Below are 18,509 nucleotides of genomic sequence, written 5' to 3'. Positions count from 1 at the left end.
CGTCGTGGCTGGGCCGGCTGGCGTGGCTGACCTCGGTGAACTAGGTCACATCATCGATACGGACTAGTACACAGGTTCGTTTTTGTGCTATCCTGTCGATGCACGGACGGAACAGGGGTTCCGTCCGCAGGTGACTGCCGAGGGGGTGGGTCATGGCCGTCGTCGAGGAGCAGCAGGCCGTGGTGCCCGTCCAGGGGGTGCGAGACGCCCTGGACGTGGTGCACCGCGGGCTGGACGAGCTGATCGTCTCGGTGGCTTCCCTGAACGATGCGCCTCGACCCGTGACCGGCGCGGACCTGCGCGAGTTCATCGCGGAGCTCGACCGGGCCGTGAACCGGCTGGAGTCCGCACGGCTTCGGGTCGGGACGGTGGCCCGCGGCGAGCGCTTGGCCGGCCGGTCGCCCCACCTGGACGAGGGGCAGTTCTTCCGTCGTGGTGGCAGGGCCGACGGGCGTCAGGCAGCCGTCGACGGCTCACTGTCCGAGGCGCTGGGCAACGCGTCGCCCAAGGGGGCCCTCGACCCTCCAGGATCCTGCAGTGCCTCCGGCGAGGACACGGCACCACGAGCCCGTGAGGGGCAGAGCCCCGCATCGCGGACGCGGACTGGCCGGGCGCTGGACAAGGGGGTCATCAGCAAGGCCCACGTGGCGGTGATCGTCCGCGAGCTGGCCCGACTCCCGGAACGACTGGGAGCCGCCGAGCGTGCGGAGGTCGAGCGCCGTCTCGTGGCGTCGGCCTCCCGCCGCTCCCCCGCCTCCTTCCGGCGGGATGCGCCCCGCTGCCTGGCAGCGGTGGTGGACGACCTCGACGAGGTCGATACGCATGAGGAGACTGCCGTCGCCGCCGAGGAGGAGCGTGCCTGGGCCTCCGCCCGGTTCTGGGTGAGGCACGACGAGGACGGCACCAGCACCGGGCAGTTCGTCGTCCCGACGGTGCAGGCCCGCATGCTCGAGAAGGTCATCGGGGCGATGGTCTCCCCGACCCGCCGGAGCCGCCCCCGGGCGGGTGGTGCGGCAACAAGTCGTGAACCCGTCTCGGGGACGGGCCGCACGTCCGGCCCCGAGACGTGGGAGGAGCTGGACTGGCAGGCCGAGCGGGGGCGTGCCTTCGCGGAGCTGCTGGAGCGGATGCCCCACGAGCACCTCGGGTCGAAGGTCGCGGCCACCATCGTGGTCCACACCGACCTGGAGACACTGCGCGGTGAGGTCCGCCGGGTGGCTCGCACGGACGTCGGGACGACGCTCTCGGCCGGTCAGGTGCGCCGGCTGGCGTCGGAGGCCGGCATCATCCCGAGCGTCCTGGGTGGCGCGTCGCTGCCGCTGGACCTCGGGACGCAGAAGCGGTTCTTCAGCACCACCCAGCGCCTGGCGTTGAGCGCCGTCTACACCGAGTGCGCGGCAGCCGGCTGCGATCGCCCGTTCAGCTGGTGCCAGATCCACCACGAGCAGCCGTGGTCACCGCGTCACGCCTCCCGGGACTCCGGACTGGCTGGTGGGGCCGTTGGGGGCGGCGGGGTCGGCCCACCGGGCAGGGCGATGCCAGGTGGTGACGACGACACGCCGGACGAAACGAGCGACAGGGGTGTGAGGCACGGGGAGCAGGTTCTCCGCGGACCGACGAACCTGGCGAACGCGATCCCGCTGTGCGGTGCCCACCACCGGGCCCTGGACAAACCAGGGGTGCACCACACCGTGAAGCGTGACGCCCACGGACGGGCGACCGTGCACTTCGAGGGCACGGCATGAGGGACCCCGGCAGGGAGAGAACCGCCGTGTCGAGAGCACCGGGACTGCGCCGGCGAGGGGACGCAGTGCCGAGAGCGCAGGAGGTAACGCCCACGAGCGCTGGATCAGGACCCGCTGCGCGCCCGACTCGGCTGCACGCGGGGTGGCTCGCCGGGCATTTTCGGGTGGTCCGGCGGGAAGGGCTCCTCCCCCAGGCCGCGCTCGAGGTCCGCCTCCCAGAGCTGCATGACCCGGGAGAAGTCGCCGCGGTGGTCGAGCATGTCGGCCCACGGGTCGGGCTCCTGCAGGCGTTCGGCCGCGGTGGGGACCACCACCTCCCCGGGCGTCAGGTCGTCGAGCTCGTCCCACGTCACGGGCAGGGAGACCGGGGCGCCGGGAAGGGCACGAGGGCTCCAGGCCCCGGCGAGCGTCCGGTCACGGCAGTGCTGGTTGAAGTCGATGAAGCACTTGTCACCCCGTTCCTCCTTCCACCAGCGGGTGGTCACGAGCTCGGGCAGCCGTCGCTCGAGCTCCCGGGCCAGGGCGATGACCCCGTGCCGCACGTCGAGGAACTCCCGGTCGGGCTCGATCGGAGCGAACACGTGCAGGCCACGGTGGCCGGAGGTCTTCACGTACCCGGTGAGGCTGCACTCCCCCAGCAGCTCGCGAGCTGTGCGCGCGACGGTGACGACGTCGGTGAACGGACGGCCCGGCATGGGGTCGAGGTCCAGACGCACCTGGTCCGGGCAGTCGTTGAGCAGATCGCCGGAGTGGTCGGTCGTGCGCACCGGCCAGGGGTGGAAGGTGAGTGTGGACATCTGCACCGCCCACACGGCAGCGGCCACCTCGTCGAGGACGACCTGATCGTGTGAACGCCCGCTCGGGTAGGTGCAGGTGGTGGTGCACAGGTAGTCCGGGGCACCCTTCGGCGGGTTCTTGGAGTAGAACTCCTCCCCGTCGATGCCGGTCGGGAAGCGCTGCAGGGTGACGGGGCGGTCCGCGTTCGCCTGCAGGAACCGGCTCCCCGCTGCCAGGAGGTACTCGGCCAGGTTCCGCTTGGTGACGTCCACCGAGCCGGGCTGCTCCCCCGCCGGGCACATGACCCGGCCCGGGCTGGACAGGCGCACCGTGCGCACCGAGTCGTCCGGTCCGGGGACCTCCAGGACGACGGCCTTGCTGCTCATGTGGGGCTCCTGCCGGGAGGGACGCCGGTGCGGGGCGCACGGGCGTTCGTCGAGGGTGTCCCCAGAAGACTACGGCGCTCCGCGAGGAGGGCACCGTCCGTCGTCGGACCCGGGCCCGGGGTGCGGTGCGGGGACGTGCCGTTCACCCACCGGACACGTCCTTGGCACCTGGAGAACACCATGGCCTGTCATGTTGTCCTGTCCGACGATCCCTCCCGTGGAGACCCCCTCATGCGACACACCGCTCGCACTTCCCTGACCGTCACGCTGGCCCTCCTCGTGCCGGCCGCGGCCCTGGCCGCTCCCACCGCCCAGCCGTCCGCGCACGCGGCCTCGCAGGACGTGGTCATCGCCGAGGCGTACGGCGGTGGCGGCAACTCCGGCGCCCCGTTCCGCAACGACTTCGTCGAGCTGTTCAACCGCTCCGGCGAGCCCGTCGACCTGACCGGCTGGACCCTGGAGTACCGCTCCAAGAGCGGCACCACCCCGCAGGTGACCAAGCTCTCCGGCACCGTGGAGCCCGGTGGGCGCCACCTGGTCCAGCAGGCAGCCGGCGCCAACACCGAGGCCGCGCCCCTGCCGACCCCGGACTCCACCGGCACCACGCCCATGTCCTCCTCCGGCGCCAAGCTGCAGCTCGTCGGCCCCGACGGCACCGTCGTGGACCTGCTCGGATGGGGCGGGGCGGACACCGCCGAGGGCGCTCCCGCCGGCTCGACCTCGAACACCACCTCGATCGCCCGCACCGAGCCGTGCCACGACACCGACAGCAACGCCGCCGACTTCCGGGCCGGTTCGCCGGAGCCGCAGAACTCCGCCACCGCCCCGCGCGACTGCTCGGCCGTGCCGGATCCCGACGACCCGAAGCCGGGTGACGCGACCATCGCCGACATCCAGGGCGCCACCCACCGCTCCCCGTACGAGGGGCAGCAGGTCTCGGCGGTTCCCGGTGTCGTGACCGCCACGGACCGCAACGGCTTCTGGATGCAGTCGACGACCCCGGACGACGACCCCGCCACCAGCGAGGGCCTCTACGTGTACACCCGTGGCTCCGTGGAGGTCGCCCCCGGCGACGAGGTGGCCACCAGCGGCCTGGTCACCGAGTACCGCCCCGGCGGCTCCGGCGGTCACGACAACCTGACCACCACCCAGATCACCTCCCCCACCGTCGAGGTCACCGGCAACGGTGAGGTCCCGGCACCGGTCGTGCTCGGCGAGGACGTCGAGATCCCCGCACAGGCGATCGAAGCGGGCGACCCCGGGTCGGTCGAGTACGACGACGCACCGTTCCGGCCGCAGGAGCACGCCATCGACGGCTACGAGGCGCTGGAGGGCATGCGCGTGGGTGTCCGCGACGCGACCGCGGTCGGCCCGACCGCCTCGTTCGGGGAGATCCCCGTCGTGCCGTCCGACGCCGGTGCGCAGCGCAGCGTCTTCGGCGGCGTCGTGTACGGCGGCTACGACCAGCCGAACGCCCGCCGCGTGCACCTGGACGACGGCATCCTGGGCAAGGATGCCCTGCCCGAGGTGAACACCGGCGCCCGGCTGGAGGGGCTGACCGCCGGCGTCCTGGACTACTCGTTCGCCAACTACAAGCTGCAGGTGACCGACCTCGGCGAGGTGCAGGCCAGCCCGTTCGCCCGGGACGTGGCCGCGGAGAACCGCGACGACGCCCTGGAGGTGGCCACCTTCAACGTGGAGAACCTCGACCCGACCGACGACTCGGAGAAGTACGCCGGCCTGGCCGAGCAGCTGGTGACCAACCTGCAGTCGCCCGACATCGTGGCGCTGGAGGAGATCCAGGACGACAACGGGGCACAGAACGACGGCACGGTCGACTCCACCACGACCGTCACCAAGCTGATCGAGGCCATCGAGGCCGCCGGCGGCCCCCGCTACGAGGCCACCTGGGTGAACCCCGAGGACGGCCAGGACGGCGGCCAGCCCGGCGGCAACATCCGCAACGTGATGCTGCACCGCACGGACGTCGACGGGCTGGAGCTCGTGGAGCGCCCCGGTGGTGACGCCACGACCCCGACCACGGTCGAGTCCCGCGGCCGGTGGGCGGCCCTGTCCGTGAGCCCCGGTCGCATCAACCCGATGAGCACCGCGTGGGAGAACTCCCGCAAGCCCCTCGTGGTGGAGTACAAGTACGAGGGCCGACCGGTTTTCGTCGTCGGCGTGCACTTCGGGTCCAAGGGCGGGGACGACCCGCTGTTCGGTCGCTGGCAGCAGCCGGAGCGCTCCTCGGAGGTGCAGCGCCAGGCCCAGGCCCGTGAGGTCCGCGGCTTCGTGGACTCGCTGCTCGCCAAGGACGCCCAGGCCAACGTGATCGTGGCCGGTGACGTGAACGACTTCGAGTTCTCGCCGGTGGCCGACACGCTGGTGGGCTCCGGTGCCACGGCGATGCGCGACCTGCCCCGTGAGCTCGACCCGGCCGACCGGTACACGTACAACTACCAGGGCAACAGCCAGGTGCTGGACCACGTGCTGCTCTCGCCGGGCCTGACCACGGCACGGCAGGGCAAGAAGCCGGTGACCCCCTACCGGCACGACGTCGTGCACACGAACGCCGACTTCCACGACCAGCTGAGCGACCACGACCCGCAGGTGGTGAGCATCGACCGGCGCGCCCTGCGCTGACCGGACCACGCACTGCGCTGATCCACCCCGCTCCGCCGCGGCCGGTGCCCCACGGGGGGTGCCGGCCGCGTGTGCTCGGCCGCGGGACGCCTCGGATTGCTCCGGGCCCCTGACAGCCCTCCCGGTGGAGCCGTCGGACGGAACGAGGTGGGACGATGGGTCCATGGACATCCCGCTGCTGAACTCCGCCAGCTACGCCAAGGGCCGCGACGACGCCGCGTGGCGCGAGGAGCTCTCCCCCGAGGAGTACGCCGTGCTGCGGCAGGCCGGAACCGAGATGCCGCACACCGGCAAGTTCGACTCCTTCGAGGGCGAGGGGGTCTACTCCTGCCGCGGCTGCGGCACCGAGCTGTTCCGCTCCTCCACCAAGTTCGACGCCCACTGCGGCTGGCCGGCCTTCTACGCCCCACTCGCCGACGACCGCGTCGAGTACCTGAAGGACGAGTCGCTGCCGGGGCGTCCGCGCATCGAGGCCCGCTGCTCCGCCTGCGGCTCCCACCTGGGCCACGTGTTCACCGGCGAGGGCTTCGACACGCCCACCGACACGCGCTACTGCATCAACTCCGTGTGCATGACCTTCACCCCGGCCGACGGCGGGGAGACGGTCAACGGCGGTCGCGACTGAGGACGCCCCGGCCGGGCCCCGTCACGACCCCCCCGCACGCCGGCCGGTGACCTGCGCGCGTGACGCCCGGTACGACGCAGGAGCCCCACCCGTCCTTGAACTGCTCCCCGGGAGTTGGACTGAGAAATCAGTTCCGACTCCCGGGGAGTTCGTGATGGAGGCCAAGAGTTCGTTGTCATCGCAGGAGCGGTTGACGGCCGTAGAGTTCTTCGAGTCTGGTTGGGGCTCTCGCGCCGTGGCCACGCGGCTGGGCAAGAGCCGCTGGGCGGTGCGAAGTCTCTACCGACGCTGGAAACTGTCAGGCCGAGGAGCGTTGGTGGAGCCACCGAAGAAGTCCTACCCGTTCGAGGTCAAGCTTGAGGCCGCCCAGCGCTACCTGGCCGGTGAATCCAAGGTGGCACTGGCCGGCGAGTTCGGGGTGCCCTCACCGCCCCTGATCGCGACCTGGGCCAGAGTCCTGAAAGCCGAGGGGCCTGACGGGCTGCGCCCCAGACCCAGGGGCCGCCCGGCCAGGCCTTCGGAGCCGGTCTCGGAGCTCGAGGCGTTGCGCCGGGAGAACCAGCGCTTGCGGGCGCAGAACGCCTACCTGGGAAAATTGCAGGCCTTGATGGAGCAGCAACGTCGGCCAAGGTGAAGGCCGTCGTTTCCCTCAAGGCGCAGCACCGTCTGGGTGACCTGCTGGCCGCGGCCGGTCTGGCGCGCTCGACGTTCTTCTACCACCAGGCACGCCTCTTGGAGCCGGACCCGCAGGCCGAGCTGAAGACCGCGATCACCGAGGTGTTCACGGCCAGTCGCAAGCGTTTCGGGCACCGCCGGGTCTGGGCGCAACTACGCGCCGACGGGTGGGTCGTTTCCCGCAAGACGGTGTGGAAGCTGATGCGCGAGCTCGATCTGCGCTGCCCGATCCGCAGGCGCCGGTTCCGGTCCTACCGGGGTACCACCAGTCGCACCGCGCCCAACGTGCTGGACCGTGACTTCACCGTCACCGGGCCGAACCAGAAGTGGATCACCGACGTCACCGAGTTCCACATCGGCCCGGACAAGGTGTTCCTCTCAGCGGTGATGGACCTGTTCGACCGACAGGTCATCGGCGCCACCATCGGCCCTTCCCCGACCCTGACGCTGACGAACTCCTCCCTGCAGCAGGCCCTGACCACCTTGGAACCGGGCCAGCACCCGATCGTGCACTCCGACCAGGGATTCCAGTACCAGCACGCCACCTGACAGGAATTACTCGCACGGGTCGGTGCGACCGCGTCGATGTCCCGCAAGGGCAACTGCCTGGACAACGCCGTCATCGAGAGCTTCTTCGGTCACCTCAAGGACGAGTTGTACTGCGACACGTCCTTCACCACACCCACCCAGCTCACGACGGCCCTGCGGGACTACCTGGCCTGGTTCAACCACGACCGCCCCCACAGCAGCAACGAGGGCCTGGCCCCGGTGCAGTACCGGAACCAGACCCTCGCTGCCGCGTGAGACCCCGTACGCTCAAACCAGTCCAACTTCAGGGGGACAGTTCAACGCGTCGGGTGGGGCTCCTGCGCACCGGAATCGTCCAGACGGCCCTGCGGGCAGCCCTCAGACGGCCGGGTGGTGCGGCAGCTCGCGGACGATCTGCCCGATGGGCGTGCGCTTGCCCGTGTGGAACGGGGTCTCCTCGGTGACGTACCGACGGGCCTCGGTCTCCCGCATCGCACGCATCATGTCCACGATCACCGCGAGGTCGTCGGACTCGAAGGCCAGCGCCCACTCGTAGTCGCCCAGACCGAAGGCCGGGATCGTGTTCGCGCGCACCTCCTTGAAGTCACGGGCGACGACGCCGTGGTCCACGAGCATGCGACGACGCTCGTCGGGGTCCATGAGGTACCACTCCGGCGTTCGCACGAAGGGGTACAGGCACAGGTAGTCGCGCACGCGGCCACCGGCGAGGAAGGCCGGGACGTGGCTCTTGTTGAACTCGGCCGGACGGTGGAGCGCGTCGATCGACCAGGAGCAGCGCGAACGAGCACCGAGCTCGGTGCGACGGAAGGCCTTGAAGGCGGCCTGCAGCTGGTCGTTGCTCTCCGCGTGCCACCAGATGAGGTAGTCCGCGCCCGAGCGCATGCCGGCCAGGTCGTAGACACCGCGGACCTCGACGCCCTGCTCGGCCAGGCCCTCGATGAAGGCCTCGGCCTCGGTCGCCATCTCCTCGATGCGGTCGGCCGGCAGGGCCTGCGGCACCTCGAAGACCGCCCACATCGTGTAGCGGATGGACTCGTTGATCTCCCGGACCTTGCTCGGACTGACTCGATCGCGATCGCTCATGCGTCGATTGTCCCACCGGCCACCAGCCGCGAGGCAGCCGCCCGGGCCGTGCCGATGCAGGCCGGGATGCCCACCCCGTCGTAGGTGGACCCGGCGAGCTCCAGCCCGTCGACACGCTCCACCGCGGCGGCCACGGCGGCCACGCGGTCGAGGTGCCCCACGTCGTACTGCGGCAGGGCGTCGTCCCAGCGCTGCACGAGGTGGCCGAGCGGCTCGGGCAGCTGCCGACCGGTCGCCTCGGCGACGGCGGTGCGCAGGTCGGCCAGCGCCAGGCGGGCGAGGGAGTCGTCGTCCTGCTGCAGCACCGCGTCGTCCCCGGCACGGCCCAGGGAGGTGCGCACCAGGGTCACCTCCTCGTCGCCCACGTGCGGCCACTTGGCCGAGCTGAAGGTCGCGGCCTTGATCGCACGGCTGTCGACCGGGGGCACCAGGAAGCCGGACCACTCGAGCCCGGGCACCTCCTGCCGCGGGAAGGCGAAGGCCACCACGGCCATCGAGGCCGTGCGCACACCGTCGAGCTCGTCGGCCGCGGCGGGCACGACGTCGTGCAGCAGCCGGGTGGCCGCGGGGGCCGGGAGGGCCAGCAGCACGGTGTCGGTCGCGAGGATCCCACCGTCCTCGAGCGTGAGCTGCCACGGTGAGGAGGGCTCGGCGTCGTGTCGTGCCAGCCCTGTGACCCGGGCCCCTGTGCGGATCTTCACGCCGCGCTCCGCGAGTCGCTCGGCCAGCTTCTCGACCAGGCGGGCGAGTCCGCCCTCGAGGGTCGCGAAGGGCGGCGCGGGGCGGGCCTGGGTGCCGGTACCGGCCGGGACGCGCTCCCGCACCGCCTCGGTGAGCGAGCGCCCCTGCGCCGCGGCCTCGGCGAGCGCCGGGATGCACGCCGCGGCCGACAGCCGCCGGGCGTCCCCCGCGTAGACGCCACCCAGCAGCGGCTCGACGATGCGGTCGACCACGGCCGGGCCGAGACGTTCGGCGACCAGGTCGCCCACGGACAGGTCCTCGGTGACCGGGACGTGCTCGGCCTCCCGGTCGTCGGCCAGCCCGACCTCCTGCTCCGTGAGCAGACCGGCAGCCGCCCCGGCGTCACCGGGCACACCCATGAGCGTGCCGCGCGGCACACGGTGGAAGCCGCCGCGCGACCAGACCGAGGCGGGCACCCCGCTGGGATGTCGCACGTCGCCCTGCAGGCCGAGCTCCTCCACGAGCTCCACCGCCTCGGGACGGGTCGTCAGCACGGACTCCGCCCCGACGTCCATGACCTGCCCGGCGACCGCCCGGCGGCGCAGGACACCGCCGCAGCGGTCCCCGGCCTCCAGGACGGTCACCGACTCCGCCGGTACCCCTTGGTGGGCGACGAGCTGCCAGGCGGCGACGAGCCCGCTGAGACCGCCGCCGACGACGACGGCCCTCTGCCGGTCGGCCGGACGGCCGCTCACCGTGCGGAGACCTCGTGGACGCGGGCGGTGACGCGGGTGATCACGTCGGGGTCGGTGGACGGCAGCACCCCGTGGCCGAGGTTGAACAGGTGCCCGGGAGCCCTGCGGCCCGCCTCGACGATCTCGTCGACACGCGCCATGAGCGGCTCGTCGGGGGCGAACAGCAGCGCGGGGTCCAGGTTCCCCTGGAGGGCGTACCGGCCGCCGGTCCGCTGCAGGGCGTCGGCGAGGTCCACGCGGTAGTCCACGCCGACGACCTCGGCACCGGCCTCGCCCATGAGGTCCAGCAGCTCGCCCGTGCCCACGCCGAAGTGGATGCGCGGCACCCGGCCCTCGACGGACGCCAGCGCCGCCGCGGAGTGCGGCGCGACGAAGCGGGAGTAGTCGGCCCGGTTCAGGTAGCCGACCCAGGAGTCGAAGAGCTGCACGGCATCGGCCCCGGCGTCCACCTGCACCTGCAGGAAGGCCCCGGCGATGGCGGCGAGGCGCTCACAGAGGGCGTTCCACAGCTCGGGGTCGCCGTGCATGAGGGCCTTGGTGTTCTCGTGGTTCTTGCTCGGTCCGCCCTCGACGAGGTAGCTCGCGAGCGTGAACGGCGCCCCGGCGAAGCCGATGAGGGCCTGTTCCGGTCGCAGGGCGCGACGCACCTCGCCGACGGAGGCGGTGATGTCGGTGACCATGTCGGGCGTCAGCTCGGGCAGGCGGTCCAGGTCCGCGCGGGTGCGGAAGGGCTGCTCGACGACCGGCCCGGTGCCCGGGACGATGTCCAGGTCCACGCCCACGGCCTGCAGCGGGACGACGATGTCGCTGAAGAAGATGGCGGCGTCCACGTCGTGCCGCCTCACCGGCTGGAGCGTGATCTCGCTGCACAGCGCGGTGTCACGGCACGCCTCGAGCATCGCCTTGCCCTCCCGGAGCCTCCGGTACTCCGGCAGCGAGCGACCGGCCTGTCGCATGAACCACACGGGGGTGTGCGGGACCGGCTGGCCCTGGGCGGCGGCGACCAGGGTCGGGACGGGCGCGGAAGCGTCAGCGGCGTTGGTCATGGCCGCATGATCCCACGCGCGACCGGCCGTCGCGGCGCGCCTGCGGCAGGTTGTCGGTGCCCCCCCATATCGTCCGAGACGTGACCCCACGACTGCTGACCGGGCGCCTGACGGCGGATCCGCAGGCTGCCCTGGACGTGCTCCGATCCGCGACGCCCCGGCCCGGCATGCACACCGAGGAGGTCCCCTCCCCCTCGCGCCTGGCCCCTCTCTCCCTGGCCTTCACAGCCGAGGTGCTGCCGGAGGAGGCGGAGGAGCCCGAGGACGGGGCCCTGGCCACCGGGCGACTGGTCGTGCTGCACGACCCGTCCGCCCCGCAGGAGTGGGGCGGGGAGTGGCGCATGGTCAGCTTCGCCAGCAGCGCCGTCGAGCCGGAGCTCGCCCATGACCCCCTCTTCGGCGACGTGGGGCGCCAGTGGCTGCAGGACTGCCTGGCCCACCAGGGCTGCCGCGTCGAGGCGCTCAGCGGCACGGCGACGCGCGTGACCTCCGAGTCCTTCGGCGACCGGGAGCACCTGGGGCAGGACGTCACCCTGGAGATCCGCGCCTCCTGGACACCGCTGGACCTCGACCTCCTGCGCCACCTCGAGGCGTGGCGGGACCTGCTCCTCACCCTGGCCGGCGTGCCGCCGCTGCCGCAGGGCGTCGTCCCGCTGCACGGGGGGCGCTGATGCCCACCCCCCTGAACGAGCCCACCGAGCCGCTGCCCGAGGTCGTCGCCGACGACGCGGGTCTGGCCCGGGCCGCTGCCCGGCTGGCCGAGGGGACGGGACCGGTCGCGGTCGACGCCGAGCGCGCGTCGGGCCACCGCTACGGCAACGCGGCCTACCTGGTGCAGCTGCGGCGAGCCGGTTCCGGCACGGTGCTGCTCGACCCGGTCGACATCACCGACTTCACTCCCCTGGTGCGGGCGCTCGACGGACCCGAGTGGGTGCTGCACGCCGCCACGCAGGACCTGCCCTGCCTGGCCGAGCTCGGGCTGCACCCGGCGCGCCTGTTCGACACCGAGCTCGGGGCCCGCCTGGCCGGGCTGCCCCGCGTCGGGCTGGCCGCGGTGGTCGAGCACTACCTGGACCTCACGCTGGCCAAGGAGCACTCGGCCGTGGACTGGTCCGTCCGCCCCCTGCCCACGGACTGGCTCGTGTACGCCGCGCTGGACGTCGAGGTGCTCGTCGAGGTCCGCGACGCGATGGCCGCCGATCTCGAGCGCCTCGGGCGCGCCGAGTGGGCCCGGCAGGAGTTCGAGGCACTGACGCACTTCCGCGGCAAGGACCACGGGGCGGAGCCCTGGCGGCGCACGTCCGGTGCGCACCGGGTCCGCCGCCCCCGACAGGCCGCGGCACTGCGCGAGCTCTGGACCGTCCGTGACGAGATGGCCCGTGAGCGCGACGTGCCGCCGTCGAAGGTGATGCGCGACGAGGCCCTGGTGGCCCTGGCCACCGCCCCCATGGTCGACCCGCAGGACATGGCACCGGTCGTGAAGTTCGCGCTGGCCGGACGCGGCTCGAAGGGACGGAACGGACGGCCGTCGCGCTCCGCCGGCTCCACCGAACGGCGTGTGCGGCGTGCCCTGGCCACCCTCCAGGGGCACCAGGAGCTGTGGTGGCAGGCCGTCCGGCGGGCCGCCGACCTGCCCGAGGCCGACCTGCCCGCAGCCCGCCTGCCCGCCGAGGGACCTCCTCCGGCGAAGGCCTGGGCGGACAAGGACCCGCGGGCCGCCGAGCGCCTGTCCTCGGCGCGCTCCGAGCTCACCGAACACGCCGAGGAGCTCGGCGTGCCGGTGGAGAACCTGCTCACCCCCTCGCTCCTGCGCCGGGTCATCTGGGACAGCGCGGGGCAGGACTCCGTCGACCCGCAGGCGGTCGACCACGCCCTGACCGAGGGCGGGGCGCGGCCGTGGCAGCGGGAGCTGGCGGTCCCCGTGGTGGAACGCGCGGTGGCGAGCACCGCACCGGGACACGCCTGAGAGGCACCGCTGGACGGGCCCGGGCCACCGGCCCGGACGCCCACCGGTGAGACGTCCCACAACACGCCTCGACCCCGTGGCTCCCCTTGCAGTATCTCTTCTCTGAGATAGCGTCATCTCCATGACTGATGAGTACTTGGCACGGATCGGCGATCTCATCCGCGACGCGCGACTGCACCGAGGCATGACGCAGGCGCAGGTGGCGGAGATCCTGAACACCAGCCAGAGCGCGGTGGCACGCATGGAGCAGGGAAAGCAGAACCTGTCCCTGGAGACCATCGCCCGCGTCAGCGAGGCCCTGGACCACGACATCGTCGTGCCCGCCTCGATGCCGCAGCACCTGCGCATCGAGGGTGGCAGGAAGCTTTCCGGCTCGATCGAGGTGCGCACGTCCAAGAACGCGGCCGTGGCCCTCCTGTGCGCCTCCCTGCTGAACCGCGGCACGACCACCCTGCGCAATCTCGCGCGCATCGAGGAGGTCAACCGCATCATCGAGGTGCTGAACTCCATCGGCATCGAGACCAAGTGGCTGGGCGACAGCAACGACCTGCGCATCACCCCGCCGGAGCGCCTGCGCCTGGAGGACATCGACGAGGCCGCCGCCCGCCGCACCCGCTCGATCATCATGTTCATGGGCCCGCTGCTGCACCGCTACCCGGAATTCCAGCTGCCCTACGCCGGTGGCTGCGACCTGGGCACCCGCACCGTGGGCCCGCACCTGAACTCCCTCAAGCCCTTCGGCCTGGAGATCCTGGCCACCGAGGGCCAGTACAACGCCACGGTCAACAAGAAGGCCCCCGGCCGCCCGATCGTGCTCACCGAGCGCGGCGACACGGTCACCGAGAACGCGATCATGGCCGCGGCGATGGAGCCCTCCACCACCGTCATCCGCAACGCGTCCTCGAACTACATGGTCCAGGACCTGTGCTTCTTCCTGGAGAAGCTGGGCGTCGAGATCAAGGGGATCGGCACCACCACGCTGGAGATCACCGGTGTGGAGGACATCAACACGGACGTCGAGTACCACCCCAGCGAGGACCCGATCGAGGCGATGAGCCTGCTCGCGGCGGGGATCGTCACCCAGTCCGAGATCACCATCAAGCGCGCCCCGATCGAGTTCCTCGAGATCGAGCTCGCGACGCTCGAGCACATGGGCATGAAGTACGAGACCAGCGAGGAGTACTGCTCGGCCAACGGGCGCACCCGCCTGGCGGACATCACGTACAAGCCCGGTCCGCTGGTGGCGCCGCAGGACAAGGTGCACTCGATGCCCTACCCGGGCCTCAACATCGACAACCTGCCCTTCTTCGTGATCATCGGCGCGATGGCCGAGGGCAAGACGCTGGTGCACGACTGGGTGTACGAGAACCGCGCCATCCACCTGACCGAGCTGTCCACCCTGGGCGCCCGCGTGCAGCTCATGGACCCCCACCGCATCCAGGTGGAGGGCCCGACCCGCTGGCGCGCGGCCGAGGTCATGTGCCCGCCGGCACTGCGCCCCGGCGTGGTCATCCTGCTGGGCATGCTCGCCGCGCCGGGCACCTCGGTGCTGCGCAACGTCTACGTGATCAACCGCGGTTACGAGGCCCTGGCCGACCGGCTCAACGAGCTCGGCGCCAGCATCACGGTCTTCCGCGACATCTGATCGACGACACCGTCACGGCAGGTGGCCGGGCCCCCCGGGGGGACCGGCCACCTGCCGTTCATCACGGTGCGTGACAGTGGGCACATGGCCGCCACAGGACACGAGACCCCCGCTCCCTCGCACCGCACCGCCTACCTGACCGAGGACCGCCCGGTCGCCCTGGCCCACCGCGGCTTCGCCCCCGACGGCGGGGAGAACTCCCTGGCCGCCTTCGACGCCGCAGTCGCGCTGGGGTGCGAGTACGTCGAGACCGACGTGCACGCCACGAGCGACGGCGTGGTGGTCGCCTTCCACGACGAGACCCTGGACCGCGTGACCGATGCCGTCGGCGCGGTCGCCGACCTCCCGTGGGAGGTGGTGCGACGGGCCCGCATCACCGGTGGGCACCCGATCCCGACCCTCGAGGAGCTGCTGCTGCGGCACCCGGGGCTGCGGGTGAACATCGACCTGAAGTCGGACGCCGCCGTGGAGCCCACCGTGCGGCTCGTGGAGCGCCTGGGTGTGCACGACCGGGTGCTGCTCACCTCCTTCGACGACACCCGCCGGGAGCGGGCACTGGGCCTGCTGAGCGCACCGGTGGCCACCTCGGCGGGGCAGACGCGCACCGCCCTGCTCTGGGCGGCCAGCCGCCTGCTGGTGGTCTCGGCGGCCATCGGGGTCACCTCCGCCGAGGCCTGGGGAGGTCGGGCCTCCGTCCCGGGCCTGCGCGTCGCGACCGGGGCCGAGGGCACGGCCCACCGGTTGGCGCGTTGGGTGGCGCGCGGCATCGACGCCTACCAGGTGCCGGAGCGCTTCCGCGGGCTGCGGGTGGTGGACGACGCCTTCCTGGACGCGGCGCACGCGGCCGGTGCGCACGTGCACGTGTGGACGGTCAACGAGGTCGAGGACATGGAGCGCCTGCTCGACCTCGGTGTCGACGGTCTGGTGACCGACCGGGCCGACCGGCTGGTGGCCGTCCTGCGGGAGCGCGGTCATCTGCCCGACCACCCCTGACGGAGGGGTTGTGCGGTGACTGTGCCCCGACTGTGAAGGTGCTGTGCGCCACATCGGCTGCGCGGTGGGTCACAGTGTGGACGTCCGGTCGAGGGGGCCGAACGGTCAGCACGGGCCACGTGAACGACCGCACGGTCCCCGGGGAGTCGCACTGGTACGGCGCAGCGCACATCGACGGCGTGCGGGGCAAGGAGCTCGTCCTGCACACCTCCGCCGGTGCGCACACCGTCCAGGACCGCGTCATCACCTACCGCGACGGCCGGCTGACCTCGCTGCGCGACCCGCACGGCAGCATCCGCTGGACCACCGACCAGTCGGCCACGAGCATCGTGGGCTACGAGCGCCAGGGGCTGTCCAACGGCCGGGTGAAGCTGACCCACTACACGGGTCATGCCCCGCGACAGGGAGGGGACTTCCGCGAGACCGTGACCACCTCGGTCTGGTCGGAGGGCGCCTGGAAGCAGGTGGACCAGACCACCCGGGCCGTCGTGCCGAACAAGGCCTTCGCCGACTCGGGGTGGAACGTGCGCGGACTGCCCGAGCACGGCTGAGCGACGTCACGAGGAAGGGGGCCGGCGCAAGGAGGGGCCGGCCCCCTTCCCGTGGTGTCGGGCCGGGGCCTCAGTCCAGCAGGGCGGCGGTGATGGTGTCGCTGTTCAGACCGAGCTCGCCGAGCAGCTGCCCGCGCGAGGCGTGGTCCAGGAAGCGCTGCGGGACGCCGAAGCAGCGCACGGTCCGCTCGGGAAACTCCGCGGCCACCCGGGAGCCGAGTCCGCCGACGACCAGGCCGTCCTCGACGACGCTGACCCGTCCCCCGGCCCGCTCGACCTCGCGGCGCAGCCCGTCGCGGATCGGCAGCACCCACAGCGGGTCGACCACACGCACCGTGCGGCCCTCGCCGCGGAGCCGCGCCGCGACCTCGAGGGCGACCGGCACCATGGACCCGATCGCCACGAGGAGCTCGTCCACCGCGCCGTCACCGTCCTCGGTCAGCACGTCGACGCCGTCGCGCCGCACCTCGGCCTCGACCGGCTCCGGGACGCTGCCCTTGGGGAAGCGCAGCACGCTGGGGGCGTCGTCCATCTCCACCGACGCCCGCAGCGCCTCGCGCACCCGCACCCCGTCGCGCGGTGCCGCCAGGTGCAGCCCGGGGACGATGGCCAGCAGCGCGAGGTCCCACATGCCGTTGTGCGAGGCGCCGTCGGACCCGGTGATCCCGGCCCGGTCGAGCACCAGGGTCACGCCCTGCCGGTGCAGCGCGCAGTCCATGAGCAGCTGGTCGAAGGCCCGGTTGAGGAAGGTCGAGTAGATCGCCACCACCGGGTGCATCCCCGCGTGTGAGAGTCCCGCGGCCATCGTCACCGCGTGCTGCTCGGCGATGCCGACGTCGAACACCCGGTCCGGGTGGGCCTTCTGCATCGCCTCCAGCCCCACGGGGATGAGCATCGCGGCCGTCAGCGCCACGACGTCGGACCGCTCCCCCGCGATCTCGACGAGCTCCTCGGAGAACTCCTCGGTCCAGGCACGACCGGCGATCTCCAGCGGCAGCCCGGTCTCGGGGTTGATCTTGCCGACGGCGTGGAAGCGGTCGGCCTCGTCGCTGGTGGCCGGGTCGTACCCGCGCCCCTTCTGGGTGATGACGTGCACGATCACCGGCCCGCCGTAGCGCTTGGCGAGCCCGAGCGCGTTCTCCACGTCGGGCAGGTCGTGACCGTCCACCGGGCCGATGTACTTGATGCCCAGGTCCTCGAACAGGCCCTGCGGGGCCAGGACGTCCTTGACCCCCTTCTTGAGGCCGTGCAGCGCCTCGAACACCGGACGCCCGACCACCGGGGCGCTCTGGACGCTCCGCTTGGTCCAGCTGAGCGCCTGCTCGTAGCGACGCTGGGTGCGCAGGTGCGCCAGGTGCTCGGCCATGCCACCGAGGGTGGGGGCGTAGGAGCGCTCGTTGTCGTTCACCACGACCACCAGCGGCAGGGTCTTGTCGGCGGCGATGTTGTTCAGGGCCTCCCAGGCCATGCCGCCGGTGAGGGCCCCGTCACCGATGACGGCGACGGTGGGGCGCAGGTCCCCCTGCAGGCGCCGCGCCACGGCGATGCCGTGCGCCCAGCTCAGGGAGGTGGAGGCGTGGGAGTTCTCCACCACGTCGTGGTCGGACTCCGCCCGGCTCGGGTAGCCGCTCAGGCCACCGGACTGGCGCAGCGTGCTGAGATCGGTGCGGCCGGTGAGCATCTTGTGCACGTAGCTCTGGTGCCCGGTGTCGAACACGATCGGCTCGGCCGGCGAGTCGAACACCCGGTGCAGCCCGATGGTCAGCTCGACCACGCCGAGATTCGGCCCCAGGTGGCCACCTGTGCGCGAGACGCTCTCGATGAGGCGGGTCCGGATCTCCGCCGCCAGACCGGGCAGCTGCTCCGCCGCCAGGGCCTTGAGGTCGTCCGGGCTGCCGATCCCGTCCAGGGTGCTGGGGTCCAACGTGCTCACACAAAGTCCGTTCCGTCGTGGGAAGGCACCATTCTAGAGGCGGGGCACCCAGCGTCCGCCCTGCAACGCCTCGCTGATCAGCTCCGCGCCGCGACGGGCCTCGGCCAGCCGTCTCCCCTCGGCCGCCAGGTGCTCCAGCAGCGAGGGAAGCGCCTCCGGCGGCACGTGCACACCGACCTGCAGCCGCACGTCCCGCCAGGCCTGCCGCAGCACCTCCACCTGACCCGCGACGTGGCGCTCCGCGATCCACGCCAGCATCACCGGATGGCGCCGCCACCCCCGGTAGGCACGGAAGTCGGCGGGACACAGGTCCAGCAGCCAGGCGACGGCGTCCTCCTGCCAGCCCGGCGCGTCCACCGGACGCACCGCGGCCGGCCAGCCGGGCGGAAGCGAGCTCATGGACGGCAGTATATGGAACTTGTGTACGACAGTCCAGCGATCGACTGTCGTACACCA

General features: G+C 72.1%; 14 protein-coding genes and 1 pseudogene. 9 read left to right on the top strand and 6 right to left on the bottom strand.

Annotated elements, in window-relative coordinates:
• Nucleotides 1-152: 152 nt before the first annotated feature.
• Nucleotides 153-1,745 (top strand): DUF222 domain-containing protein, encoded by a 1,593-nt coding sequence (locus ACY8FT_RS02805; protein WP_462417425.1) that lies wholly within the window; start codon nucleotides 153-155, stop codon nucleotides 1,743-1,745.
• Nucleotides 1,746-1,849: 104 nt separating this feature from the next.
• Here ACY8FT_RS02805 and ACY8FT_RS02800 read toward each other — a convergent pair whose 3' ends face one another.
• The gene (locus ACY8FT_RS02800; protein ID WP_462417424.1) at nucleotides 1,850-2,908 is read right to left on the bottom strand and encodes a DNA polymerase domain-containing protein; all 1,059 of its coding nucleotides are present in this window, start codon (nucleotides 2,906-2,908) and stop codon (nucleotides 1,850-1,852) included.
• Between the two features lie 231 nt (nucleotides 2,909-3,139).
• Here ACY8FT_RS02800 and ACY8FT_RS02795 point away from each other — a divergent pair, with 231 nt between their 5' ends.
• From ACY8FT_RS02795 to ACY8FT_RS02785, 3 genes and pseudogenes are all read left to right on the top strand, one after another.
• Complete coding sequence (locus tag ACY8FT_RS02795; RefSeq protein ID WP_462417423.1) at nucleotides 3,140-5,551, top strand: lamin tail domain-containing protein; 2,412 nt, start codon at nucleotides 3,140-3,142, stop codon at nucleotides 5,549-5,551.
• Between the two features lie 163 nt (nucleotides 5,552-5,714).
• Nucleotides 5,715-6,176: a peptide-methionine (R)-S-oxide reductase MsrB gene (gene msrB / locus ACY8FT_RS02790; protein ID WP_462417422.1), complete on the top strand. Its 462-nt coding sequence runs from the start codon at nucleotides 5,715-5,717 to the stop codon at nucleotides 6,174-6,176.
• Between the two features lie 215 nt (nucleotides 6,177-6,391).
• Nucleotides 6,392-7,655, top strand: a pseudogene (locus tag ACY8FT_RS02785) (IS3 family transposase).
• Nucleotides 7,656-7,757: 102 nt separating this feature from the next.
• On the opposite strand, the gene hemQ reads toward ACY8FT_RS02785, so the two are convergent.
• From hemQ to hemE, 3 genes are read right to left on the bottom strand one after another with little or no spacing between them, the layout of a single operon-like run.
• Nucleotides 7,758-8,483 carry a hydrogen peroxide-dependent heme synthase gene (gene hemQ, locus ACY8FT_RS02780; protein ID WP_462417421.1) on the bottom strand — a complete coding sequence of 242 codons (726 nt, stop codon included), beginning with the start codon at nucleotides 8,481-8,483 and terminating at the stop codon, nucleotides 7,758-7,760.
• Nucleotides 8,480-9,919, bottom strand: a complete 1,440-nt coding sequence (gene hemG, locus ACY8FT_RS02775; protein ID WP_462417420.1) for a protoporphyrinogen oxidase — start codon at nucleotides 9,917-9,919, stop codon at nucleotides 8,480-8,482. The genes hemQ and hemG overlap by 4 nt, the downstream gene beginning before the upstream one ends.
• Complete coding sequence (gene hemE / locus ACY8FT_RS02770; RefSeq protein ID WP_462417419.1) at nucleotides 9,916-10,965, bottom strand: uroporphyrinogen decarboxylase; 1,050 nt, start codon at nucleotides 10,963-10,965, stop codon at nucleotides 9,916-9,918. Before hemE ends, hemG begins: the two co-directional genes overlap by 4 nt.
• 80 nt (nucleotides 10,966-11,045) lie before the next feature.
• Here hemE and ACY8FT_RS02765 point away from each other — a divergent pair, with 80 nt between their 5' ends.
• From ACY8FT_RS02765 to ACY8FT_RS02745, 5 genes are all read left to right on the top strand, one after another.
• A complete protein-coding gene (locus tag ACY8FT_RS02765) occupies nucleotides 11,046-11,636 on the top strand; it encodes a DUF3000 domain-containing protein (protein WP_462417418.1) in 591 nt (196 codons plus the stop codon).
• Nucleotides 11,636-12,931, top strand: coding sequence for an HRDC domain-containing protein (locus tag ACY8FT_RS02760; RefSeq protein WP_462417417.1), 1,296 nt, complete (start codon nucleotides 11,636-11,638; stop codon nucleotides 12,929-12,931). Before ACY8FT_RS02765 ends, ACY8FT_RS02760 begins: the two co-directional genes overlap by 1 nt.
• Before the next feature lie 121 nt (nucleotides 12,932-13,052).
• Nucleotides 13,053-14,576 (top strand): helix-turn-helix domain-containing protein, encoded by a 1,524-nt coding sequence (locus ACY8FT_RS02755; protein WP_462417416.1) that lies wholly within the window; start codon nucleotides 13,053-13,055, stop codon nucleotides 14,574-14,576.
• 84 nt (nucleotides 14,577-14,660) lie between these two features.
• Complete coding sequence (locus ACY8FT_RS02750; RefSeq protein WP_462417415.1) at nucleotides 14,661-15,569, top strand: glycerophosphodiester phosphodiesterase family protein; 909 nt, start codon at nucleotides 14,661-14,663, stop codon at nucleotides 15,567-15,569.
• A 119-nt stretch (nucleotides 15,570-15,688) separates the two neighbouring features.
• Nucleotides 15,689-16,120 carry a hypothetical protein gene (locus ACY8FT_RS02745; protein ID WP_462417414.1) on the top strand — a complete coding sequence of 144 codons (432 nt, stop codon included), beginning with the start codon at nucleotides 15,689-15,691 and terminating at the stop codon, nucleotides 16,118-16,120.
• A gap of 70 nt (nucleotides 16,121-16,190) precedes the next feature.
• Here ACY8FT_RS02745 and dxs read toward each other — a convergent pair whose 3' ends face one another.
• Nucleotides 16,191-18,053 carry a 1-deoxy-D-xylulose-5-phosphate synthase gene (gene dxs, locus ACY8FT_RS02740; RefSeq protein ID WP_462417413.1) on the bottom strand — a complete coding sequence of 621 codons (1,863 nt, stop codon included), beginning with the start codon at nucleotides 18,051-18,053 and terminating at the stop codon, nucleotides 16,191-16,193.
• 33 nt (nucleotides 18,054-18,086) lie between these two features.
• The gene (locus ACY8FT_RS02735) at nucleotides 18,087-18,452 is read right to left on the bottom strand and encodes a hypothetical protein (RefSeq protein WP_462417412.1); all 366 of its coding nucleotides are present in this window, start codon (nucleotides 18,450-18,452) and stop codon (nucleotides 18,087-18,089) included.
• Between the last annotated feature and the right edge of the window lie 57 nt (nucleotides 18,453-18,509).

The organism is Kytococcus sp. Marseille-QA3725, from assembly GCF_054950055.1.
This window is presented reverse-complemented; position numbering and strand designations above follow the sequence as displayed.

Excerpts from the sequence above, each read along its gene's own strand:
- ACY8FT_RS02805 (WP_462417425.1), top strand. The coding sequence starts at position 153 with ATGGCCGTCGTCGAGGAGCAGCAGGCCGTGGTGCCCGTCCAGGGGGTG.
- ACY8FT_RS02800 (WP_462417424.1), bottom strand. The coding sequence starts at position 2,908 with ATGAGCAGCAAGGCCGTCGTCCTGGAGGTCCCCGGACCGGACGACTCG.
- ACY8FT_RS02795 (WP_462417423.1), top strand. The coding sequence starts at position 3,140 with ATGCGACACACCGCTCGCACTTCCCTGACCGTCACGCTGGCCCTCCTC.
- msrB (WP_462417422.1), top strand. The coding sequence starts at position 5,715 with ATGGACATCCCGCTGCTGAACTCCGCCAGCTACGCCAAGGGCCGCGAC.
- hemQ (WP_462417421.1), bottom strand. The coding sequence starts at position 8,483 with ATGAGCGATCGCGATCGAGTCAGTCCGAGCAAGGTCCGGGAGATCAAC.
- hemE (WP_462417419.1), bottom strand. The coding sequence starts at position 10,965 with ATGACCAACGCCGCTGACGCTTCCGCGCCCGTCCCGACCCTGGTCGCC.
- ACY8FT_RS02760 (WP_462417417.1), top strand. The coding sequence starts at position 11,636 with ATGCCCACCCCCCTGAACGAGCCCACCGAGCCGCTGCCCGAGGTCGTC.
- ACY8FT_RS02755 (WP_462417416.1), top strand. The coding sequence starts at position 13,053 with ATGACTGATGAGTACTTGGCACGGATCGGCGATCTCATCCGCGACGCG.
- ACY8FT_RS02750 (WP_462417415.1), top strand. The coding sequence starts at position 14,661 with ATGGCCGCCACAGGACACGAGACCCCCGCTCCCTCGCACCGCACCGCC.
- ACY8FT_RS02735 (WP_462417412.1), bottom strand. The coding sequence starts at position 18,452 with ATGAGCTCGCTTCCGCCCGGCTGGCCGGCCGCGGTGCGTCCGGTGGAC.